This window comes from Halomonas sp. KAO (assembly GCF_015595025.1).
Classification (GTDB): Bacteria; Pseudomonadota; Gammaproteobacteria; order Pseudomonadales; family Halomonadaceae; genus Halomonas.
Window position 1 is genome coordinate 622,205 of sequence record NZ_JADNRL010000019.1, and the last position, 22,260, is coordinate 644,464.

Genomic DNA, 22,260 nt, shown 5'->3' on the forward strand with positions numbered 1-22,260 from the left:
GACGTATCTCTGGCTCTAACTGGCTCTAAGCGCTAACTCAGGCCCCGCGAGCTCGCATCATCTCGACGAATCGTTCGAACAGCGGCGCCACGTCGCACGGGCCCGGGCTCGCCTCGGGGTGCCCCTGGAAGCTGAAGGCCGGGCAGTCGGTGCGCTCGACCCCCTGCAGGGTGCCGTCGAACAGCGAACGGTGGGTGGCACGCAGGTTGGCCGGCAGCTGTGCCTCGTCGGCGGCGAAGCCGTGGTTCTGGCTGGTGATCATCACGCGGCCGCTATCGAGATCCTGCACCGGATGGTTGGCGCCGTGGTGGCCGTGGTTCATCTTCATGGTGCTGGCACCGCTGGCCAGCGCCAGCAGCTGATGCCCCAGGCAGATGCCGAACATCGGAATCCCGCTCTCGAGGAGCTCCTGGATCGCCGTGATGGCGTAGTCGCAGGGCTCGGGGTCACCGGGACCGTTGGAGAGGAAGATCCCATCCGGGTTCATCGCCAGCACTTCGGCAGCCGGAGTCTGGGCCGGTACCACGCTGAGACGACAGCCGCGGGAGGCCAGCATGCGCAGGATGTTGTACTTCACGCCGAAGTCGTAGGCCACCACATGGAAGGGACGCTCGCCCTGGCTGGCGTCGTTGTAGCCCTGACCCAGGGTCCACACGCCCTCGGTCCACTCGTAGGGCGCCTTGCAGGAGACCACCTTGGCCAGATCCATGCCCGCAAGGCCCGGGAAGTCACGGGCGGCGGCCAGTGCACGCTCGACGACATCCTCACCCTCGGCCTCGGTACCGGCCAGAATCGCGCCGTTCTGGGCACCCTTGTCACGCAGCAGGCGGGTCAGGCGACGGGTGTCGATCTCGGCGATGCCCAGCACATTCTGGCTCTTGAGATAGTCGGAGAGGGTCTGCTCGCAGCGGAAGTTGCTGGCCAGCAGCGGCAGGTCGCGAATCACCAGGCCGGCGGCGGCGATGCCACTGGACTCCACGTCCTCGGCATTGACGCCGGTATTGCCGATATGAGGGTAGGTCAGGGTGACGATCTGGCGAGCATAAGAGGGATCGGTAAGAATCTCCTGATAGCCGGTCATGGCCGTATTGAACACCACCTCACCGCTGGTCTGTCCATCGGCGCCAATCGCCGTGCCATGAAACACACTGCCGTCTTCCAGGGCCAGTATCGCGGGTCTGTTCAAGGTAACGTCCTCCTGCTCGTCAAGGGATTCTCAGCGCCGCCGTACGCCAGTCGCAAAAAAGCGGGATGAAACCTGATATGGACCGGTTTCATCCCGCTTGTTGTCATTCGCTCGGAACTGATGTGCTCAGAACTCTGGGGGCCGAAGCAACAAGCGCTGTGAAGGGGCTCTCACCCATGCGCCCGGCCAAAATTTTGGGGATATTACAGGAATCGCTGCCCGGCGACTACCCCCCGCCACCATGGTCAGGGCTATTACCCTACGGGGTCAGACCCCCGCCGAGGTAACGGCACAGTGCTGGAGCACCTTGCGAGCAGGGCCGTCATCGCTGGGGTCTGACCCCGAGGGGCCCCTCACTCCTGACCGAGTCACTCCAGACCGAGCACGTCCTGCATCGCATAGCGGCCGTTGCCCTGACCGGCGACCCAGCGTGCCGCGCGCACCGCGCCCTTGGCAAAGGTCATGCGACTGGAGGCCTTGTGAGTGATCTCGATGCGCTCACCCTCGGTGGCGAACATCACCGTATGCTCACCGACGATATCCCCGGCGCGCACGGTGGCGAAGCCGATCTCCTTGTCGCTGCGCGGACCACACTGACCTACACGCTCGTATACACCGTACTCCTTGAGCGGACGCTCCAGGGCATCGGCCATTACCTCGCCCATCTTGAGCGCCGTGCCGGAGGGCGCATCCACCTTGTGGCGATGGTGCGCCTCGATCACCTCGATATCATAGCCCTCGTCGCCCAGCGCCTTGGCCGCGGTTTCCAGGAGCTTGAGGGTCAGATTGACCCCGACGCTCATATTGGGCGCGAAGACGAAGGGCAGCCGCTCGCTGTAGCTCTCCAGCGTGGCCAGCTCCTCATCGGCAAGCCCGGTGGTCCCGATCACCATGCGCTTGCCATGCTCGGCACAGAACGCCAGGTTGGCCAGCGTGACCTGGGGGGCGGTGAAGTCGATCAGCACATCGAAGTCATCGACGATGGCCTCCAGCGACTCCACGGCGGCCACGCCCAGCCTGCCGACTCCCGCCAGCTCGCCGATATCGGCTCCCGCCAGCGTACTGCCCGGCTCGACGATGCCCCCCGCCAGGGTGGCGCCATCATCCTGCTGAACGGCGTTGACCAGGGTGCGGCCCATGCGGCCGGCGACACCGACGATGGCGATACGGGTCATAGGAACTCCTGCGTAAGCGGTAGGTTGGCGAATGACCGGAGTATATCAGAGCGAAGGCTACCCCAGCCGTGGCGAAGGCCGCTCATGCCGCATCAGCAGCACCATGGCCAGCAGTACCGTCAGGCTGCCGGGCAGCCACACCCAGCCGATCTGCTGCGGCGAGCGTATGAATAGCAGCATCATGGAGACGAAAGGCACCAGATAGCCGTAAGCGGTGACCACTCCTGGGGTCAGCGCCGCAGTGGCTCGCTGCATCAGCCAGAAGGTCAGGGCGCTGGAGCAGAGTCCCAGATAGACCAGTAGCGCCAGGTCCAGGGCGGTCATGTTCGCAAGATGCCTCAGTGGCTCGGTGGCGAGTCCCAGCGCGCCGACCAGCGCGCCCCCCAGCCCCAGGCTCCAGAAGGTACGTACCGCCGCCGACTCCGGCAGATACTCTTTGGCCAACCCCCAGCGGCTAAGCACCGGATAGAGCGCCGAGGAGAGACAGCCCGCGAAGAACACCGCCTCGCCGAGGCCGAAACTCAGCTCGCCGCCCTGTTGCCACCCCTCGGCAACAGCCAGCCCCAGAGCACCAACGGCCCCCAGGGCGAGGATCACCGGCAGCCGCCAGCCCGGGGCCTCCACTCGCAACCCTCGCCCCAACAGGAAGGCCAGCAGCGGTACCGTGACATACAGGGTCGCCATGGAGAGTGCCGTGGCGTGATGGGCGGCCCAGAACATCGCCGCGAAGAAGCCGGCCAGACATGTCCCCATCAGCGCATAGAGCAACAGGCTTTGCCTACACGGCACGAAGTTCGCCGAACGCCTGGCCAGCAGATAGAGGCCGGCACAGGCGATGGCGAAGCGCAGGGCGGTAAGCAGCAGCGGCGGCAGCTCGCTCATCAGCCCCACCACGGGAAAGGAGAGCCCTACCAGAATCGCCCACACCAGCATGCCGAGGTGGGCGCCACGGAGGGTGACGTTCTGGCTCACGCCTCCCAGACGATATCCAGCTCGACGCCCCGGAGCTCATCCAGGGCATTGTCCACCTGGCGCTCGAGTTCGTCGTGGCTCTCATCATCCAGAGCCTCCACCACCACCAGCAGCTTGTCTGGCTGGGCCTGCAGGTAGCAACTGCCCTCCTCGAAGGTCACCTGCACCGGATCGCTGGCACGATCTATCTCCTTGGCACCGGCCCATCGCTTGCAGAGCTGATCGATCAGGGCCGCCGCATCCTCGGCGTGCAACTCGGCGCGTGAAATAGGCATAACGCTTATCCTCTGCAGAAATGTCGAGGCTTCAGACTATGATGCCGCCTCGTGGAACGCCACCCCCTCCCCGCCTACGCAGCCCTCCATGCCACCGGCGCCAACGGGAGTCACATCGGGTGACTTCCTGGCACACTAGGGCTATCCAGGACACCAGTCATGACCGGGAGAGTTAGCCAATGCTCATCAACTGTGTGGTCTACGACAAGGGCCACCGCTTGCACGATATCCAGCCCGACCAGATCGGCGACTACCTGGGGCAACCCGACCGCTTTGTCTGGGTGGCCTTGCACGACCCCAGCGCACAGGAGATGGCACACTACCAGGAGGCGTTCGGCCTTCATGAGCTGGCCGTGGAGGACACCCTGAAGGGTGATCAGCGCCCCAAGCTCGAGGAGTATGACTCGGCGCTGTTCATGATCATGCACATGGTCTCCATGACCGAGGGCGAATTGCAGTCTGGGCAGGTGGCGGTATTCGCCGGCCCCGGCTACGTGCTCTCGGTGCGACTGCACCCGGGCCAGGGCTTCGCCGAGGTGCGCAGGCGCTGCGAGAGCGACCCCAAGCTGCTCAGCCAGGGGCCGGCCTTCGTGCTTTACGCGCTGCTGGATGCGGTGGTCGACCACTACTTCCCGATGGTGCAGGCACTGGAGGCGGAGCTGGAGAGCATCGAGGACCAGATCTTCGTTCAAGGGTCGGCTCGCACCAGCCTGGAGCGGCTCTACCAGCTCAAGCGCCAGACCATGCAGCTGAAGCACGCCGCCATGCCGCTGGGCGAGGCGGTCAGTCATCTGTTCGGCGGCCGGGTGCCGGCACTCTGCCGCGAAACCCGGGAGTACTTCCGCGACGTCTACGACCACCTGCACCGCATCGAGTCGGCGGTGGACACCATCCGCGAGATGATCATCACCGCCATCCAGGTGAACCTTTCGATGGTGGCCATCGACGAGGGCGAGGTGAACAAACGGCTCGCCGCCTGGGCGGCGATCTTCGGCGTGGCCACCATCTTCGCCGGCATCTGGGGAATGAACTTCACCCATATGCCCGAGCTCGACTGGCGGATTGGCTACCCTCTGGCCCTGCTGGCCATGGGTGGCGCCTGCGGCGGCCTCTATCGACGCTTCCGCCGAGCCGGGTGGCTGTAAGCGCGGTTTCCAGGTGTCATGAACCGGAAATGCGAGATCAAAAGGGAGGGAGCAATGCATAAGAGGCTAGAATGCCTGTCACGACTCAAGGTTGATCTTAGTACCGGGAAACCTGCCCCTCATCAGCCATGCCTTTTGCTGGCAATCATCTGCGAAATTCAAGCAGGTCATATCCCATCCCTTCGAGTCTCTCTCGATACCCGACTGATCGCTCGATATCACGATATTTTTGAGATTGTAACGGGGGAACGGCATCGCGCTCGGCCATGGATGCCCATATGGGCACTGAGGAACCGAGAAGGTCCCTCAGGCAAGCTCTGGTCACCCGATTACGCCGATAGCCTGGCCCCCGTGGCCGACCAGCTGGGTCAGCCAAGATCGATGAATCAGCTGCTCGAGCGCTTCAGCTCTGCCCGGCTCGATGACGAGCTGTTCGCCGCCCTGCAGAAGAGCGACCTCGCCCGCGAGGCCTGCTCCTTGCTGGCCCATCGCTACCTTGGCGATGACAAGGCTACGCTCGAGCGCCTGATGAGCTACCTCGACACCGAACTGGCCAGCGGCGACTACCAGCGGCATCCGGAACGACTCGCCGACGGGATCAAGGAGGCCGCCCCGGCCCCCGCCCGCTCAGCCGCCTTTCGCTCGCTGGTACTGGAAGCCTACGACTATCGCTGCGCGGCCAGCCGGCTGCGCTATATCACTCCCGACTATCGCTACCTGGTCGAGGCGGCCCACCTGATTCCCTTCAGCGTTACCCAGGACGACCGGCCGAGCAACGGCCTGGCGCTAACTCCCAACCTGCACTGGGCCATGGATAACCACCTGATCGCGCCGGGACCGGATCACCACTGGCATGTCAGCCCCGCGGTGGACCATCTGGTAGCGGACAACGACTGGCTGTGCCGCCTCGATCGCCAGCCGCTGGTGCTGCCCAGGAATGAGCGCTGGCGGCCCGCCTCCGAGGCCCTGGCCTGGCGCCTGGACCACCTGCGGCGCTGAAACATGCCTTGATGAGTCATGCCTTGAAATGCAGCAGGGCCCCGTCACCGAGAGGTGACGGGGCCCTGCCAGGCGCTTGCCAGGAAGAAAGCCGCTACGGCTTCATATCCTCGAAGAACTTCTTCACGCCGTCGAAGAAGCCGCTCTTCTTGGGCGAGTGGTGGGCACTGCTGGAACCACCCAGGCTGTCCTGGAACTGACGCAGCAGCTCCTTCTGTTCTTCCGTGAGCTTCACCGGCGTCTCGATCACCACCTTGCAGATCAGGTCGCCAGGCGCGCCACCGCGCACCGGCTTGACGCCCTTGCCCCGCAGGCGGAAAAGCTTGCCGGTCTGGGTCTCGGCCGGGATCTTCAGCTTGACCCGCCCCGCCAGGGTGGGCACCTCGAGCTCGCCACCCAGCGCCGCATCGACGAAGTTGATCGGCACCTCGCACTGCAGGTTGCGGCCGTCGCGCTGGAAGATCGGGTGGGGCTTGAGATTCACCTGCACATAGAGATCCCCGGGCGGGCCGCCGTTGATGCCGGCTTCCCCTTCGCCGTTGAGACGAATACGGTCGCCGGTATCCACGCCGGCGGGAATCTTCACCGACAGGGTGCGGGTCTCGCGTACACGCCCCTCGCCATTACACTTGTGGCAGGGCACCTTGATGTGCTGACCGGAGCCATGACAGGTCGGGCAGGTCTGCTGCACGGCGAAGAAGCCCTGCTGCATGCGCACCTGACCGTGGCCGGAACAGGTCGGGCAGGTCTCCTTGCTGGAGCCCGGCTCGGCACCGTCGCCGTCACAGCGCTCACACTCGATATGGCGCGGCACACGGATATCCACGCTGGTGCCGGATACGGCATCCTCGAGGTCGAGCTCGAGGTTGTAGCGCAGGTCGCTGCCACGGGCCGGAGCGTTGGGGTGACGCCGGCCACCGCCGCCGCCGAAGATATCGCCGAATACGTCACCGAAGATATCGCTGAAGCCACCGGCACCGGCGCCACCGAAGCCGCCTCCGCCGAAGCCACCACCCTGGCCATCAACGCCGGCATGACCGAACTGGTCATAGGCGGCACGCTTCTCGCTGTCGCTGAGTACCTCGTAGGCCTCGGAGACCTCGCGAAACTTCTCCGCCGCGCCGTCATCATCCGGATTGCGGTCGGGATGGAATTTCTGGGCGAGCCGGCGGTAGGCCTTCTTGATCTCTTTGGTATCGGCACCGCGCTCTACGCCCAGCACCTCGTAATAGTCGCGTTTGGACATGGGTCTGTCCGCCTCCGTCGCGGTCCCTCGGAAACACCAACGCGGGAGTCAGGCCCCCGCGCTGGTGTCATCCATGGCTTAGATGCGTCGTTCAGATGCGTAGTTTACTGCTTCTTCTGGTCGTCGTTGACTTCTTCGTACTCGGCGTCGACCACGTCATCTTCCGGCTTGGCATCGGCGTCGCCCGCCTCGGCACCTTCCTGCTGGCCGGCTTCGGCCTGGGCGGCGTACATCTTCTGCGCCAGGTTGCCGGAGGCCTCGGTCAGCTTGTCGAGCTTGGCCTGGATGTCGTCCTTGTCGTCACCCTTGATGGCCTCTTCCAGCTCCTTGGCGGCGCTTTCGATGGCTTCCTTCTCTTCGTCGGTGGCGTGCTCACCGGCTTCTTCCACGGTCTTGCGTGCAGCGTGGACCATGCCATCGGCCTGGTTGCGCAGCTGAACCAGCTCCTCGAACTTCTTGTCCTCGTCGGCGTGGGCCTCGGCGTCCTGGACCATCTGCTCGATCTCGTCGTCGGAGAGACCGCTGGAGGCCTTGATGACGATCGACTGCTCCTTGCCGGTGGCCTTGTCCTTGGCGGACACGTTGAGGATGCCGTTGGCGTCCAGGTCGAAGGCGACCTCGATCTGCGGCACGCCGCGCGGTGCCGGCGGAATGTCGGCCAGGTCGAAGCGACCCAGTGACTTGTTGCCGCCCGCCTGCTTGCGCTCACCCTGCAGCACGTGAATGGTCACGGCGGTCTGGTTGTCATCCGCGGTTGAGAAGGTCTGGGTCTTCTTGGTCGGGATGGTGGTGTTCTTCTCGATCAGCGGCGTCATCACGCCACCCAGGGTCTCGATGCCCAGGGTCAGCGGCGTGACGTCGAGCAGCAGCACGTCCTTGACGTCGCCACCCAGCACACCGCCCTGGATGGCAGCACCCACGGCCACGGCCTCGTCCGGGTTGACGTCCTTGCGGGCGTCCTTGCCGAAGAAGTCGGCAACCGACTGCTGGACCATGGGCATGCGGGTCTGACCACCGACCAGGATGACGTCATCGATCTCGGAGGCGGACAGGCCGGCATCCTTGAGCGCGGTCTTGCAGGGCTCGAGAGAGCGCTTGACCAGGTCCTCGACCAGCGACTCGAGCTTGGCACGGGTCACCTTGACGTTGAGGTGCTTGGGACCGGTGTTGTCGGCCGTGATGTACGGCAGGTTGACGTCGGTCTGCTGGGCGCTGGAGAGCTCGATCTTGGCCTTCTCGGCGGCTTCCTTGAGGCGCTGCATGGCCAGGTTGTCGCCGGACAGGTCGATGCCGCTGTCGCTCTTGAACTGGTCGACCAGGTAGTTGATCAGCGCCAGGTCGAAGTCCTCACCACCCAGGAAGGTGTCACCGTTGGTGGCCAGCACCTCGAACTGAGTCTCGCCGTCGACATCCGCCACCTCGATGATGGAGATATCGAAGGTGCCGCCGCCCAGGTCGTAGACAGCGATGGTCTTGTCGCCACGCGACTTGTCCATGCCGTAGGCCAGCGCCGCCGCGGTCGGCTCGTTGATGATGCGCTTGACCTCGAGGCCGGCGATGCGACCCGCGTCCTTGGTGGCCTGGCGCTGGCTGTCGTTGAAGTAGGCCGGCACGGTGATGACCGCCTCGGTGACTTCCTCACCCAGGTAGTCTTCCGCGGTCTTCTTCATCTTCTTCAGCACTTCGGCGCTGACCTGGGGCGGTGCCAGCTTCTTGCCCTTCACCTCGACCCAGGCGTCGCCATTGTCGGCCTCGGCGATCTTGTAGGGCACCATCTTGATGTCCTTCTGGACCACGTCGTCCTTGTAGCGACGACCGATCAGGCGCTTGATGGCATACAGGGTGTTCTCGGGGTTGGTGACCGCCTGGCGCTTGGCCGACTGCCCAACCAGCGTCTCGCCATCATCGGTGTAGGCGATGACGGAAGGTGTTGTGCGGGTACCCTCGGCGTTCTCGATCACCTTGGCGCTGTCACCGTCGAGCACGGCGAGACAGGAGTTAGTGGTACCCAGGTCAATTCCGATGATGCGTCCCATAGGAAATCCTCGAAAGTCGTGTGATGTATTCAGGAGTGGTATTCAGCGGCCTGCGCCGCGGAGTTGCTTTCTATCTGGGGGCCGCGGAGAACTTTTCAAGCCCTGCGACCCGGATTTGTTGCCGTTCAGCCGGCAGCCTGGCTGACCACCACCATGGCCGGACGCACCAGGCGACCGTTGAGCAGATAGCCCTTCTGGACCACCTCCATCACGCTGTTGGGGTCGAGCTCGGGGTTGGGCACCATGGCCATGGCCTCGTGGTACTGCGGGTCGAAGGGCTCACCGGCGGGGTCCACCACCTCGACGCCGAACTTGCCGAGCACATCGAGCTGCAGCTTGAGGGTCATGGAGACACCTTCGCGATGGCTCTCGCTCGCCCCGTCGGCCATGGCCTCCAGCGCCTTCTCGAGGCTGTCGACCACCGGCAGCAGCTCCTTGACGAACTTCTCCAGGGCGAACTTGCGCGCCTTCTCGGCGTCCTGCTCGGCGCGGCGGCGTACGTTCTGGGCCTCGGCGGCGGCGCGCAGCGCCTGGTCCTTGGCCTCCGTTACACTCTGCTCGAGCTCCTCGACACGGGCCGCCAGCACCTCGGCCTCGGGGTTGTCACTCTCCGCTGCTGCCTGGTCGGCCTGATCAGCGGCCTCGGCCGCGTCCTCCAGCTCACCTTCCACGAGCTCCGGCTCGGCCTGGGGCTCTGCCTCCTCCTCGTGGCGCTTGAGCTCCTCGTCCAGCGGGGTCTGGGGGTCTTTGGCCATGGGTCTCTCCTGAAGCGCTTGTCTAGGGTGCGAAAACGGCGTCGCGAGGGCGCCGATGCTGCATGTATGGCTACGTGAAACGGTTATGCCCGCTATATGGGGACGCCTCGTCGGAACTCAAGGCATCGAGTCTCAACTCGCGATTCAACTCGTTTTTCAAACCAGGTTTCATCGACCGACCGTGCATTGTCGGGAGCCCTGAACTACTGTATAAAAACTCAATTCTTGTATGCATGAACAGTAGCCAGCAGACAGGCCCGCCCGGGGAGACACCATGCTGACGGAACTTGCCATTCGCGACTTCGCCATCGTCGACCATCTCGAGCTGGAGCTCGCCGGCGGCATGACCGCCATCACCGGCGAGACCGGCGCCGGCAAATCGATCCTGCTCGGGGCCCTCGGCCTCTGCCTGGGCGAGCGCGCCGATGCCGCCAGCGTGCGCCACGGCCGGGAGCGCGCCGACCTCTCCGCCCGCTTCGATATCACCGACCTGCCCCAAGCCCGGGACTGGCTGGCCGCCCGGGAGCTGCCCGGCGACGACTGCCTGCTGCGGCGAGTGGTCAGTGCCAACGGCCGCTCCAAGGCATGGATCAACGGCCAGCCGGTGACGATCGCCGATCTGCGCGGCCTGGGTGAGCACTTGATCGAGGTGCATGGACAGCATGCCCATCAGCAGCTGTTGCGCGAGGAGACCCATCTGCGCCTGCTCGACGACTTCGCCGGACATCGCGACACCGTCGCCAGCATGGCCGAGCGCTTTCGCGCCTGGCAGGCCGCCCGGCGACGGCTCAAGCGCCTGGCCGAGGATGGCGACGAGCTGAGCGCCCGCCGCCAGCTGGTGCGCTACCAGGTCGAGGAGCTCGACCAGCTGGGCCTCGCCGAGGGCGAACTGAAGGCCCTGGAGGAGGAGCAGGAGGAGCTGGCCCACGCCGAGGAGCGCCTGCGCGAGGCGCAGTTCGCCAGCGAGTGCTGCGACAGCGACGAGGGTGGCGCCATCAGCTGCCTCACCCAGGCGATCACTCGGCTCGAAACGCTGCCTGGCTGCGACCGAGGCCGCCTGGCGGAGACGCTGGCCATGCTCGGGGAGGCGCGCATCCAGGTCGAGGAGGCGGCCCGCGAACTGACCCACCTCGCCGCGGATACCGAGCTCGACCCCGAGCGCCTGGCCTGGGTGGATGAGCGCCTGGGGGCCGTGCACCGCCTGGCACGCAAGCACCATGTGATGCCCGAGGAGCTGCTGGCGCTGCATCAGGACCTGCAGGCCGAGCTGGCGACCCTCGAGGAGGGTGACCAGGACCTGGACAGCCTCTCCGCCGAGGTCGAGGCCCTGCGCGAGGAGTGGAAGCGCCTGGCCCGGGAGGTAGGCGAGGCGCGCCGCCAGGCGGCCGCACGCTTCGGCGAGGCCGTGCAGGAGCAGCTCGCCTTCCTGGCCATGGGCAAGGCATGCTTCGAGGTCGAGGTGAGCGAGCGTGAGACGCCCGCCGCCGAAGGGCTGGACAGCGTGCGCTTCCTGATTGCCGCCAATCCCGGCCAGCCAGCACGGCCACTGGCCAAGGTCGCCTCGGGGGGCGAGCTGTCGCGCATCAGCCTGGCGATCCAGGTGGTGGCGGCACGCCACTCCACCATCCCCAGCCTGGTGTTCGACGAGGTGGATGTGGGTATCTCCGGCGCCACCGCCGAGATCGTCGGCCAGCTGCTGCGCCGGCTCGGCGAACAGGGGCAGGTGATGACGGTGACCCACCTGCCCCAGGTGGCGGCTCAGGCCCACCGCCATCTACATATCGAGAAGCAGGCCGAGGGCGACACCACCCTGACCCGCATGGCACTGCTCGATGAGGCCGGCCGGGTCGGCGAGCTGGCGCGCATGCTGGGCGGGGTCAACCTCTCCGACCGCACCCTGGCTCATGCCCGGGAGATGCTCGATGCCAGCCAGCACCCCCACCACTGATCGCTGCCTGACCGACGAACAGTGAGTACCGGCCGCGGATAATCGGCCCTAAAACACCACGGCCCCGATCACTGATCGGGGCCGTGGTGTTTTAGACTGGCACTGTTTCAGGCTGCCGCTGCCTCAGGCTGGCGTCGCCGGCATCTGAGCACGACTACTTGCGCGGCGGGCCATCCAGGCGGGTCGCATTGGAGCCACGCGGACGGACGTAGAGCACCAGGTCGTGATCGACAAGCTCATAGCCATGCTCCTCGGCGATCTCCTGCTGGCGGCGCTCGATCACCTCGTCGAAGAACTCGACGATCTCGCCGCTCTCGAGGCACACCATATGATCATGGTGCTCCTCCTGAGAGATCTCGAACACGGCGTGCCCCCATCGAAGTTGTGACGGACCACCAGGCCCGCCGCCTCGAATTGGGTCAGCACACGATAGACGGTGGCGAGGCCAACGTCTTCACCGGCATCCAACAGAGTCTTGTAGACATCCTCGGCGCTCAGGTGATGCTCGCCCTGGGCATTTTCCAGGATCTGCAGAATCTTGACGCGCGGCAGGGTCACCTTGAGACCGGCCTTGCGTAATTCATGGTTCTGGTCGGCCATGGTAGCTCTTCGCAGTAACGGGTAGGGTCGGGTATGATCGACCGAAACCACGATAGTGAAGAACAGGCGCAAATGCAAAAGTTGACCAAAATCGTCACCCTTACCGTCGCCCTGCTGCTGGCCAGCGGCTGCAGCTACTTCGGGGTCTACAAGCGCGACATTCCCCAGGGCAACCTGGTGACCGCCGAGATGGTGGGACAGCTGCGCACCGGCATGACGCGTGACGACGTCATCTATGTGATGGGCAGCCCTCTGCTGGAGGCGCCCTTCGATGCCAGCCAGTGGGACTACCTCTTCTACCTGGACAAGGCCTACGAGGGCACCGAGCGCCGTCGCGTCACCCTGACCTTCGATGGCAACCGCCTGGTGGATATCCAGCGTGAAGGGGATCTCGACGGCGCGATCGAGATGCGCCAGGACGAGGGTGGTCCATCACTGGACGCCGGCACCGGCACGCCACTGGCGACGCCCAACGCCGTTCCCGCCGACCAGCGCTGATAGCCGCCAGCCTGGCCAAGCGACGCCCCGCCGAGTATCCGCCCGGCGGGGCGTCAGCGTCTGGTGTTGGCGCGGGCCTGGCGGGCGGCCTTGGGGTCGATGATCAGTGCACGATAGGCCTCGACCCGGTCACCGGCGCGTAACCGATGGGATTCGGGCTCGCGAAGGCGCTTGCCGAACAGCCCCAGGTCGGGAGCACTGAAGGCCTCGGCGGGCAGTTCGGGAAAGTGTGACGGCAGGTCGGCCAGTGCCACGGCTTCGCTTGCCGTGGTGCCGAGCGGCACCCGCAGAGCGATGATGCGCTGCTTCTCCGGGAGGGCGAAGGCGACCTCGACATCGATCTCGGCCATGCTTCAGCGCCCGTAAAGGTCGTTGGCACGGCGCGTGAAGGAGTCGACCAGCTGCCCCGCCACCTGCTGGAAGAGCTTGCCGAAGGCCATGCCGAGCAGGCGATTGGCGAACTCGAACTCCATCTCCAGGCTCACCTTGCAGGTGTTCTCGCCCATGGGGGTGAACAGCCAGCGGCCGCGCAGGCGCTTGAAGGGGCCGCTGACCAGCGACATCTCGATGCGCTCGGGTTCGATCAGGTCGTTGCGGGTCATGATGCTCTGCTCGATGCCGGCCCGACCCAGCGTCATCTCGCCGATCAGGTGTGACTCGTCACGCTCCACCAGGCGGGCGCGGCGGCAGCCCGGCAGGAACTCCGGGTAGCGTTCAAAGTCATTGACCAGATCGAACATTTCCTGGGGGGTATGCCGCACCATGGCGGTTCGGTTAACCGTTGGCATTGCGCTCCTCGCTGACTTCACGGTGCCCAGGGCGTATCATGGGCCGTCATTTCAGGCCTTGAATGGTACCACGCTTCCCCACATCTCGGAGGAAGCCGCCACGGACAAGACACGATACGATACGAGGTTTCATGGCCAACAAGAAAGGCAAGGGCAAGGGCCCCGGCAGCAACGTCATCGCCTTGAACAAGAAGGCACGCTTCGAATACCACATCGAGGAGAGCTTCGAGGCCGGCCTGGTGCTGGCGGGCTGGGAGGTCAAGAGTCTGCGGGCGGGCAAGGCCCAGCTCACCGACACCTACATCCTGGTCAAGAACGGCGAGGCCTGGCTGCTGGGCAGCCATATTGTGCCGCTCAACACCGCGAGCACCCACGAGGTGGCCGACCCCACGCGCACCCGCAAGCTGCTGCTGCACAAGAAGGAGATCGCCAAGATCTTCTCGCGCACCCAGGACAAGGGGCACACCTGTGTGCCGCTCAAGCTCTACTGGAAGGGCAACCGGGTGAAGTGCGAGCTGGCGCTGGTGACCGGCAAGAAGCTGCATGACAAGCGTGCCACCGAGAAGGATCGCGACTGGCAGCGTCAGAAGGGACGCATCATGCGGGAACAAAACCGGGGCTGACCTGTCATATCAAGCAACATCCTGTTAGGATGGACGTTAAGGGGGCGACATGGTTTCGACGCCGGTGACAACCCCTGCGGTGCATGCCGAGAGCGTGATGTATCTCGTAAATCCAACATCACGATTAAATAGTCGCAAACGACGAAAACTACGCTCAGGGCGCGCTGGCAGCTTAATAGCCGCTAGCTTCTAGTCCGGCCCCGAAGTGATGTGCCCATTCATCACGGAGGGGATACGAGCCAAGAATGATGGGATCGCGATCGGTAGCGTCCTCTTGCCGGTCGTTAAACTTTAGAGGACTCGCGAGGCTGGATCCTGACCGTCGGAGCCAGTCGCGTTAAATTAAATGACGGAATCTAAGCATGTAGAGCCAATGGGCGAGTGCTGGCGGACGCGGGTTCAATTCCCGCCGCCTCCACCAATCAGCAAGCGAATCAAGCACCTACGGGTGCTTTTTTCGTTTATGGACCACCTCTTCGCCCTACCCCCCGACGATGGGCATTGATCATCACCCGACATTCGGCAGTACCTAGATGCAACCATCAGTAACCCCTGAGTCTGCTTCCATGAAGTCATTGATTGCCTTCGTGACCACCGCCAGGCTGGGCTCGATGACCGCGGCGGCCGATGCCGAACGCACCACCCAACCCACCATTTCCCAACGGATTCGAGTACTGGAGGAGCATCTCGGCCTGCCGCTGTTTGACCGTCGCGGGGGGCGACTGAGCCTGACCACCCAAGGGGAGCACCTCTACCGGGAGATCGCACCGAGCCTCGACACCCTGCGCGATGCTTGTGATCGCTTCAGACGCCATGGCCAGGGTCCCGCGCCGTCGGTCGTCATCGCCGCCGACGCAGGGTTCGCGCATCTCTGGCTGCTCCCGCGCCTACCGGCGCTGAAGCGGGCCTTCCCGGGTTTCAATGTCAGGCTGATGCCCATCGATCGTGCGGATGACCCCGAACGGTTGGCTGCAGACATCACGATTCGTTTTGGCCCACACGCCCCTCAGGAGGAGGAGCGGCTGGTGGCGCGCGAGGTGGTCTTTCCCGTTTGCAGTCACGAATATGCCCAACAGCACGATATCTCAGGCTCCCTGACCTCCTCGAAGCTGGCTGAGCTTTCGCTGCTGCATCAGGATATTCGCAATCCGCGTTGGCTCGACTGGACGCAGTGGTGCCAGCACGCGGGCCTGACGCTGGCGCCCGACGAGGGCATCTTTACCTATCACAACTATGCGCTGCTGCTGAATGCCGCGCTTGCCCATCGTGGGGTGGCGCTGGGTTGGTCGAACCTGGTCGAGGAGTACCTGGTCACCGGCCAGCTGGTGGCGCTGGGGCCGCAGATCACGCGCGAAAGCTATGGCTATTGGCTGAGTGTCAAGCATCATCGGAGTGCGGTGATCGAGCCGATCCGTGACTGGCTGCTGGATGCCGTGGATCGGGAGGAAGGACTGCCGACGGAGGGTGCGGGCCCCAGATATTGAACCTCGAGGCGTTGCGGATGCTCGTCTCGAGCATCCGCACAAGACCATGGCCTCATACTTCCAGCGGATACTCCTCGCCGATCACCGCCGGATCGAAGGGCTGGCGAGAGAACACACGCCGCAGCATGGGCTCGAAGTGTTCGAGCGGAGGCGTCGGATAGTCCGGATCGAACGCGGCCTGGTCGTAGCGCTCACAGAAGTCGACGCAGGTCTGGTACCAGGGGTGGTCCTTGTAACGGTCTCGCTCGTGGGGATCTTCGCCGAAGTGGTGCGCGTAATAGACTTTCTGGAAGAGGCCATGGTGATGAATGACCCAGGTGACCTCGGCACGCACATAGGGACGAATGATGGCGGCCGCCAGCTGAGAGTGATTGTAGGGGGCCAGCTCATCGCCCAAATCGTGCAGCAGGGCCGCCACGATCATGTCCTCATCGGCACCGTCAGCCTCGGCGCGTGCCGCCGATTGCAATGAATGCTCCAGCCGAGTGACCTGATAGCCGCTCAGGGTGTTCTCCAGCTGGCGCAGGGCGTTGAGCAGACGGTCGACCAACCCCTGGTTGAAGGTGTCTTCCAGCTGCTCCAGGAAGACATACTCCTCCCGGGTGCCGTCTTTCATCTGGCGAAATGTGACCTGTTCCATTCAGGCAACCTCCTCGATGGATGCGTGAGTCTTCAAGAGGCTGGCAAATCGTTCCCGCGGGCCATCGGCATCCAGATAGCAGCCCTGCAGGTGGCGATGCCCCTCGTTACTGTCATAGCTGGTGCGACCGTGCAGCACGCGGCTGTTGTCGAACAGCATCAACTCGCCGGCACCAAGGGCAAAGCGCACCTCATAGGCCGGGTCGGCCAGCAGTTCGCCAAGCCGCTGGCGGGCACGGTGGAACAGCCGGGTCTGGGCGTCGGACAACAGCGGCAGAGCATCCAGACGCGGGCTGTAATGGACACCGGTCGGATGGCCGTCATCGTCGGTCTGGATCATGGTGCGCTGGGTGACCAGCCGGGTGCCGGCGTCGACGAAGCGAAAGCGCACCGGTATCTGCTTGAGCAGTTCATAGCCGTCCGGCATTTCCTGGCGCAACTGCTCGAGGACCTTGAGACTGTCGGCCAGGGTGGAGAGGCCACCGGTGGTCTCGTTGACCAGGCAGTGTAGCAGCTGGATGCCGGGTACCGGATCGCGATAGGGATTGTCGGTATGGGGGCCCAGCGCCACGCTGCGATAGGCGAGGTCATTGCCGCTGGGGCGGGAGTAGACCTCGAAATAGCGGCCAAAATTGGTTTCCTTGACGTAGCCGAAGTGACTGCCGACCTGCAGGATGCGTTCAGGGTCGGTGGGCACGCCATACAGCACGATATACCCCCGCCGCAGATAGGCATCTAGGGAAGCCTGAAAATAGGCGGGGTCGTTGAGCACCCGGTTCCAGTCGAAACGCATCTGTTGCGGCGCCAGCGTGGCATCCCAGGGCTCGGCGACCGGTAAGAGATCGGTCTCGCCCAGCTCATCGGCCAGGGTGCTCACGTCGTAGGTCTCGCGATGGCCATCGCTGAAGGTGAGATCCACTTGTTGCTCGGCCACCCGTACAGCCCGGACAAGCGTCAGGTCGGCGTCGATGGCGTGAGAGTCGAACAGCCGCTGCTGGGTCATGGCCTCCAGATGATCGGGGGCCTGAGTGCGCTCACGTAGCCACAACGGACTGAGTTCATGGGGCTGCCCACCATCCTCGATGACAACGGCGGGCGGCTGTTCATGAATGAGAAAGGTGTAACAGCGGGAAATGGGCTGCATCGTCAGGCTCCGGTTGCGGTCAGTTAACCGGCATGCATGCTGCAGAACCCGACGACAGCCGAGTAGAGGCGAAGCCTTATTCACCGCCATGCATTTTTCTTATACCCCTCTGTTGGTTGTGAATAGGCGACCCCATCTCCCTTCGACCCAGGGCTTGTTGCAGGTCTCCCCCTGTCGAGCCGGCCGACCTCCATCCTGAACACCGTCTTCCATCCAGAACAAGAGAGGCGCGTTGACGCAGCACACTTGGCCCGGGGGAGGCCAGCCTCTAGGCTCGAAGCATCTCCCTCCTTGCCTGGTTCCAGCATGCACCCACAACGCGCCCGACTGCATAACGAGCTCCACGCTCGGCCCTCGATCTACTTCGAGGAGCCGGCGCACATTCACCACTACGCCTTCCTCGATGGCGACGGCATTGCCACTGACATCCTCGACCGGATCGCAGAGGCGGTCGGCAGAACCCCCGACTCCGAAGCGGCTCAGGAGATCCTGAACTTCGGTGACCAGACGCTGAAATGGGAGCGCCACACCGAGTTCTTTACCCTCACCCTACTGGTCCCCAAGTCCGGGCAAGGCGAGCCCTGGCCATCGCCCCCGCCGCTGCTGGCGGAGATCACCGCCGCACACAGCCGTAAGCTCATCAATGCCAGCCTGGTCCTGGTGGAGGCGGAGGCTGACTGGGGTGGCGACCCCAGGGCCTACGGCTTTCGCGACCCCGCCGGTTCCAGCGTGGGGGATGGAGACGCCACCGTATGGAGCGATTTCCGGCTCACGGCGGACGGAGTCAATCGGCTGATGCTGGTCAACCGCGGCCTCAACGCCTTTCGCCTGGGGCGCACGACCCGGCGCCTCCTGGAGATCGAGACATACCGCATGATGGCCTCGCTGGCGCTACCAATGGCCAAGAAGATGAGCCTCGAGCTACGCGACCACGAGCTCGAGCTCGGCAAGCTCTCGGAGCGTAACACCGAGGACGCCGAAGCAAGCTCCCGCCCCCTGCTGGCGGCCATCTCCAAGCTTTCGGCCAGGCTCGAGCGATCGGGTGCCCGATCGCGCCAGCGCTTCAGCGCCACCGAAGCCTATGCGCGGATCGTGTTCAACCGTATCGAAGAGCTACGCGAGGAGCGCTTGGGCGACCGCCCCCGACTGGGGACCTTCATCCTGCGGCGCTTCCGGCCAACGGTTCACTACTGTGCCGCTATCAATCGGCGCCAGGAGAGTCTCGCGGAGAGTGTTGCACGGCTCAATGACCTGCTCAGAACCCGTGCCCAGGTGGAGATAGAAGAGCAGAACTCCGAGATTCTGCAGAGCCTCAACGAACGTACCAACAGTCAGCTGAAGATACAGAAGGCTGTCGAGGGGCTGTCGATCATCGTCATCAGCTACTACCTCTTCAGCCTGTTCAAGCTGGGGCTGCAGAGCCTGGATGCCCTTGGCGTGGTCATAGCACCTGGCGTCGCCGCCGCCATCCTGGGGCCCCTGGGGCTGGGGATCATCGGCTTTCTGGCGTGGAGAATTCAGCGCGTCAAGAATCACTGATGGTGAACATCTGTAGGTGGCAGGCTGACCTCCTCACCATCTCGCGCCACGCGCACATTGGCCGGCAGGTGGAAGGCCCCGTCTGCCAGCTCACAGTCAAGCTCGTGGCCGATATGGGTCAGGTACGCCATCGGCACCGACAGCCGCTCGATGATCTGCAGGGCGAGGGCGAGGGTGTTGTGATTGCGTGGATCAATCACGTGGCTGGGGTAACCACAGTCCAGCACCACGACATCCGGCCGCCACTTGCGCAGGAATCGCTCGGTGGCACCGGGCAGGCCACAGGTATCGGTCAGGTAGGCGAGCCGACTCTCCCCCACCTCCAGGCAATACCCCAGCGTCGGCTTGCTGTGATTGAGCGGCACCGGGGTGACCGTCAGGGATGACAGATGCAGGGGGCGAAACGGTTTCAGCGGCACCTGAAAGTCGAGTATTCCGGGGTGCCGATGGAGATCGGCACACCCCTGGGAATCCTTGGGCCCATAGACCGGAATCGACGCACCGCATCCCCAACGCAGGTGCAAGAGTCCCTGAGCATGGTCGGCATGATAGTGGGTCAGCAGGATGGCACCGGGGCGTTGATGCTCACAGCGAGTGGCCAGATCCATCTGCCCGGCATCGATAAGATAGCGCTGGCCCTCGACCTCGATCTCGGCACTACAGGGCCCGCGTCTCGCGCTGGCGATCACCCGCGCCCTGGCACAGATGCGACAGTCGCAGCCGAAGCAGGGTACCTGGGCGCTGTCGCCGGTCCCCACGAAGCGAAACCTCACGCCACCACCTCCCCGTCGACCAGCCGCTCCAGGGCATTCAGAGTGGCATCCAGTGACCCGCCGTTATCCAGCCTCGACACCTCCGGCAAGGCATCGCGAAGCTCGCGATGCCGGGCGAGGCGGGCCTCTATCTGTGCCTCATCCTCACGCCCGCGACGCCTGAGCCGCGCGCCGAGCACCTCATCAGAGGCTGTCATGACCACCGGGGCCAATTGCGCACCGAAGCGCTCACTTGCCAGGGGGAGTGCACGACGACTGCCATTGACCAGCACCACGCGATCTCGCGCCAGCCAGGCCTCGAGTTCGATCCCCAGGCCATAGTGCAGTCCATGGGCCTCCCAGCTCATGGCGAACAGGCCGGCCCGCTGGCGGGCCATGAACTCCTCGGGGCTCAGGGCGATGCTGTTCTCGGAGTCCCCGCTCTGTCGCGTCACATAGCGGTGGGCCACCAGCCACTCCGGATAACGCTGCCGGGCGGCCGCCAACAGCGTGTCCTTGCCCACCCCGCTGGCCCCGACCAGATAGATCAGACGAGCCATCAGTGCACCTGCCTGCCGGCACACCACACCCGCTGCACCAGCGGATGGTCATCCACCACTCGCACGCGCAGCAGGTCGGCACGCAGGCCCGCTGCCAGGCGTCCGCGATCCTCGAGCCCTACCGCCTGGGCCGGATTGCGGGTGGCCGTCGCCACGGCCCGGGGCAGGGAGTAACCCGACTCCATCGAGGCGATGCGGAACACGGCATCCAGCAGGGCCGCCGGGTAGTAGTCCGATGACAGCACATCGAGCACGCCCAGCGACACCAGCTCCGCGGCGGCGATATTGCCCGAGTGCGAGCCACCTCGCACCACATTGGGTGCCCCCATCATCACCGCCAGCCCGTGGCGATGAGAGGCCTCGGCGGCCTCCCTCGTGGTGGGGAATTCGGCCACGCGGGTACCGTACTCGACACTCTCGGCCACATGCTCGATGGTGGCATCATCGTGACTGGCCAGGGCCAGGCCCCGCCGATGGCAAGCCGCGGCGATGGCCTGCCGGTTGGGGCTGCTGTAGCGCGCGCTGTTGGCCAGCTGCTTGTCGATAAACGCCTCCAGCGCTTCATCACTGAGCCCATGCTTACCCTGATAGTAGGTACGATAGGCCTCCAGGCTGACGAACTGACGCTGGCCAGGAGCGTGATCCATCAGTGATACCAGGCCCAGCAGCGGAGAATCGGCCAGCTCCTCGAAACGTGCCAGGGTCTCGGGCTGACAGACTTCGCAGCGCAGGTGAAGACGATGATCGATGCGTGCCATGCCATCGTCCACGACCCCCTGCAGCGACCCCACCATCTGCCTGAGCGCGCTCTCACGCATGCTCTGCTCGTCGATATCCCCGATCGAAATCGCATCGAACACCGTGGTCACGCCACTCGCCGCCATCTGGGCGTCATGGGCCAGCGCCGCCGGGCGCCCCGGCCAGGCCACCCTGGGGCGGGGCTGAAAATACTTCTCCATGTTGTCGGTATGCAGCTCGATCATGCCCGGCATCAGGTAGTCGCCTGCGCAGTCCACCGCGGAGGACACGCCACTGGATCCGCTGTCCACCGAGGCGATGCGCCCATCGCGCACCACCAGCGACCCCAGGCGCACCTCATCGTCGAGAATCAACCGCGCATTGGTCAGTACCTGCTCGGTGTGACTCATGAGACACCCTCCTTCCCTGCCGATGGCGCTGCCTCCAGGGCCGCCCCCATGTGTGGCGTCAACGGCAGCAGGCGATCCGCCACCCGATCACGCACCTCTTCGTCGTGGAAGATCCCCAGCAACGCGGCGCCGCGGGCCTTGGCCTCGTGGATCAGCTCGATCACCACTTCGCGGTTGGCGGCATCCAGTGAGGCCGTGGGCTCGTCCAGCAGCAGCAGGGGGTGTTCGGCAATAAAGCCGCGCGCGATATTGACCCGCTGCTGTTCGCCCCCGGAGAAGGTGCCCGGCGGCAGCCGCCACAGGCGCTCGGGGAGATTGAGTCGCGCCAGCAGGGTCTCGGCCCGCACCCGGGCGTCGGCCGTGTCGACGCCACGCGCCAGCAGCGGCTCCATCACCACCTCCACCGCCGGTACCCGGGGGATCACGCGCAGAAACTGGCTGACGTAGCCGATCACGTCACGACGCAGGGTATGCCAGGCATGGGCGGGCAGGTCGCCGAGCGACAGCTCGCCATCCTCGAAGTGCAGGCGCAACGTGCCACCGGTCACGCGATAGCTGCCGTGGAGCATCTTGAGCAGCGTGCTCTTGCCGATGCCGCTGGGACCGGACAACACCAGGCACTCGCCGGGGGAAAGGGTCAGATGCAGGTCTCGCATCACCTCCAGGGTCATGCCGTCCTGACCGTGCAGGACGAAGGCCTTGTGCAGGGCGTCGACGCTGAGAAAGGGTTGCGTCAAGGATGTCATGG

The 22,260-nt window shown here is 64.6% G+C and carries 22 protein-coding genes, 1 other RNA gene and 1 pseudogene; 8 read left to right on the plus strand and 16 right to left on the minus strand.

Annotated features, from left to right (window positions below; translation table 11 throughout):
* Positions 1-37 precede the first annotated feature (37 nt).
* The 4 genes from carA to IOC61_RS09105 all read right to left on the minus strand — a co-directional run bounded on the left by carA (position 38) and on the right by IOC61_RS09105 (position 3,608).
* Positions 38-1,186: a glutamine-hydrolyzing carbamoyl-phosphate synthase small subunit gene (carA, locus tag IOC61_RS09090; RefSeq protein ID WP_195688514.1), complete on the minus strand. Its 1,149-nt coding sequence runs from the start codon at positions 1,184-1,186 to the stop codon at positions 38-40.
* 368 nt (positions 1,187-1,554) lie between these two features.
* Positions 1,555-2,361: a 4-hydroxy-tetrahydrodipicolinate reductase gene (gene dapB, locus IOC61_RS09095; protein WP_195688515.1), complete on the minus strand. Its 807-nt coding sequence runs from the start codon at positions 2,359-2,361 to the stop codon at positions 1,555-1,557.
* 57 nt (positions 2,362-2,418) lie between these two features.
* Positions 2,419-3,333 (minus strand): DMT family transporter, encoded by a 915-nt coding sequence (locus IOC61_RS09100; RefSeq protein ID WP_324254708.1) that lies wholly within the window; start codon positions 3,331-3,333, stop codon positions 2,419-2,421.
* Complete coding sequence (locus IOC61_RS09105; protein WP_195688516.1) at positions 3,330-3,608, minus strand: DUF2218 domain-containing protein; 279 nt, start codon at positions 3,606-3,608, stop codon at positions 3,330-3,332. The genes IOC61_RS09100 and IOC61_RS09105 overlap by 4 nt, the downstream gene beginning before the upstream one ends.
* A 179-nt stretch (positions 3,609-3,787) precedes the next feature.
* On the opposite strand from IOC61_RS09105, the gene corA reads away from it, so the two are divergent.
* Together corA and IOC61_RS09115 are read left to right on the plus strand one after the other, a co-directional pair.
* On the plus strand, positions 3,788-4,753 hold the full coding sequence (gene corA, locus IOC61_RS09110) for a magnesium/cobalt transporter CorA (protein WP_195688517.1): 966 nt from the start codon (positions 3,788-3,790) through the stop codon (positions 4,751-4,753).
* Positions 4,754-5,134: 381 nt separating this feature from the next.
* Complete coding sequence (locus IOC61_RS09115) at positions 5,135-5,752, plus strand: HNH endonuclease (RefSeq protein WP_195688518.1); 618 nt, start codon at positions 5,135-5,137, stop codon at positions 5,750-5,752.
* A 94-nt stretch (positions 5,753-5,846) separates the two neighbouring features.
* Here the strand turns inward: IOC61_RS09115 and dnaJ are convergent, their stop codons facing one another.
* From dnaJ to grpE, 3 genes are all read right to left on the minus strand, one after another.
* Positions 5,847-6,998: a molecular chaperone DnaJ gene (gene dnaJ / locus IOC61_RS09120; RefSeq protein ID WP_195688519.1), complete on the minus strand. Its 1,152-nt coding sequence runs from the start codon at positions 6,996-6,998 to the stop codon at positions 5,847-5,849.
* A 104-nt stretch (positions 6,999-7,102) separates the two neighbouring features.
* Entirely contained in the window at positions 7,103-9,034 is a 1,932-nt protein-coding gene (gene dnaK, locus IOC61_RS09125; RefSeq protein ID WP_195688520.1) for a molecular chaperone DnaK, read from the minus strand.
* Positions 9,035-9,159: 125 nt separating this feature from the next.
* Positions 9,160-9,789 carry a nucleotide exchange factor GrpE gene (grpE, locus tag IOC61_RS09130; RefSeq protein WP_195688521.1) on the minus strand — a complete coding sequence of 210 codons (630 nt, stop codon included), beginning with the start codon at positions 9,787-9,789 and terminating at the stop codon, positions 9,160-9,162.
* A gap of 274 nt (positions 9,790-10,063) precedes the next feature.
* On the opposite strand from grpE, the gene recN reads away from it, so the two are divergent.
* Positions 10,064-11,737 (plus strand): DNA repair protein RecN, encoded by a 1,674-nt coding sequence (gene recN / locus IOC61_RS09135; protein WP_195688522.1) that lies wholly within the window; start codon positions 10,064-10,066, stop codon positions 11,735-11,737.
* Between the two features lie 154 nt (positions 11,738-11,891).
* On the opposite strand, the pseudogene fur reads toward recN, so the two are convergent.
* A pseudogene (fur, locus tag IOC61_RS09140) lies at positions 11,892-12,337 on the minus strand (ferric iron uptake transcriptional regulator).
* 72 nt (positions 12,338-12,409) lie between these two features.
* On the opposite strand from fur, the gene IOC61_RS09145 reads away from it, so the two are divergent.
* On the plus strand, positions 12,410-12,835 hold the full coding sequence (locus IOC61_RS09145) for an outer membrane protein assembly factor BamE (protein ID WP_195688523.1): 426 nt from the start codon (positions 12,410-12,412) through the stop codon (positions 12,833-12,835).
* A 53-nt stretch (positions 12,836-12,888) separates the two neighbouring features.
* On the opposite strand, the gene IOC61_RS09150 is transcribed toward IOC61_RS09145, so the two are convergent.
* Together IOC61_RS09150 and IOC61_RS09155 are read right to left on the minus strand one after the other, a co-directional pair.
* Complete coding sequence (locus IOC61_RS09150) at positions 12,889-13,185, minus strand: RnfH family protein (RefSeq protein ID WP_195688524.1); 297 nt, start codon at positions 13,183-13,185, stop codon at positions 12,889-12,891.
* A 3-nt stretch (positions 13,186-13,188) separates the two neighbouring features.
* Complete coding sequence (locus tag IOC61_RS09155; RefSeq protein ID WP_132042140.1) at positions 13,189-13,623, minus strand: type II toxin-antitoxin system RatA family toxin; 435 nt, start codon at positions 13,621-13,623, stop codon at positions 13,189-13,191.
* Between the two features lie 131 nt (positions 13,624-13,754).
* Here IOC61_RS09155 and smpB point away from each other — a divergent pair, with 131 nt between their 5' ends.
* From smpB to IOC61_RS09170, 3 genes are all read left to right on the plus strand, one after another.
* Complete coding sequence (gene smpB / locus IOC61_RS09160; RefSeq protein WP_195688525.1) at positions 13,755-14,246, plus strand: SsrA-binding protein SmpB; 492 nt, start codon at positions 13,755-13,757, stop codon at positions 14,244-14,246.
* A 40-nt stretch (positions 14,247-14,286) separates the two neighbouring features.
* Positions 14,287-14,667: a transfer-messenger RNA gene (ssrA, locus tag IOC61_RS09165) on the plus strand.
* Between the two features lie 145 nt (positions 14,668-14,812).
* Positions 14,813-15,730, plus strand: a complete 918-nt coding sequence (locus tag IOC61_RS09170; protein ID WP_195688526.1) for a LysR substrate-binding domain-containing protein — start codon at positions 14,813-14,815, stop codon at positions 15,728-15,730.
* A 52-nt stretch (positions 15,731-15,782) separates the two neighbouring features.
* Here IOC61_RS09170 and IOC61_RS09175 read toward each other — a convergent pair whose 3' ends face one another.
* Together IOC61_RS09175 and IOC61_RS09180 are read right to left on the minus strand one after the other, a co-directional pair.
* Positions 15,783-16,370, minus strand: coding sequence for an HD domain-containing protein (locus tag IOC61_RS09175; RefSeq protein ID WP_132042152.1), 588 nt, complete (start codon positions 16,368-16,370; stop codon positions 15,783-15,785).
* Positions 16,371-17,513, minus strand: a complete 1,143-nt coding sequence (locus IOC61_RS09180) for a TauD/TfdA family dioxygenase (RefSeq protein WP_195688527.1) — start codon at positions 17,511-17,513, stop codon at positions 16,371-16,373.
* A gap of 306 nt (positions 17,514-17,819) precedes the next feature.
* Between IOC61_RS09180 and IOC61_RS09185 the strand changes: the two genes are divergently transcribed.
* Positions 17,820-19,052 (plus strand): DUF3422 domain-containing protein, encoded by a 1,233-nt coding sequence (locus tag IOC61_RS09185; RefSeq protein ID WP_195688528.1) that lies wholly within the window; start codon positions 17,820-17,822, stop codon positions 19,050-19,052.
* Here the strand turns inward: IOC61_RS09185 and phnP are convergent.
* From phnP to phnL, 4 genes are read right to left on the minus strand one after another with little or no spacing between them, the layout of a single operon-like run.
* Positions 19,046-19,825 carry a phosphonate metabolism protein PhnP gene (gene phnP, locus IOC61_RS09190; RefSeq protein ID WP_195688529.1) on the minus strand — a complete coding sequence of 260 codons (780 nt, stop codon included), beginning with the start codon at positions 19,823-19,825 and terminating at the stop codon, positions 19,046-19,048. The two genes, IOC61_RS09185 and phnP, sit on opposite strands and share 7 nt — an antisense overlap.
* Positions 19,822-20,364: a ribose 1,5-bisphosphokinase gene (gene phnN, locus IOC61_RS09195; RefSeq protein ID WP_195688530.1), complete on the minus strand. Its 543-nt coding sequence runs from the start codon at positions 20,362-20,364 to the stop codon at positions 19,822-19,824. The genes phnP and phnN overlap by 4 nt, the downstream gene beginning before the upstream one ends.
* Complete coding sequence (locus tag IOC61_RS09200; protein ID WP_195688531.1) at positions 20,364-21,512, minus strand: alpha-D-ribose 1-methylphosphonate 5-triphosphate diphosphatase; 1,149 nt, start codon at positions 21,510-21,512, stop codon at positions 20,364-20,366. The genes phnN and IOC61_RS09200 overlap by 1 nt, the downstream gene beginning before the upstream one ends.
* Positions 21,509-22,258, minus strand: a complete 750-nt coding sequence (gene phnL, locus IOC61_RS09205) for a phosphonate C-P lyase system protein PhnL (protein ID WP_195688532.1) — start codon at positions 22,256-22,258, stop codon at positions 21,509-21,511. Before phnL ends, IOC61_RS09200 begins: the two co-directional genes overlap by 4 nt.
* Positions 22,259-22,260 lie beyond the last annotated feature (2 nt).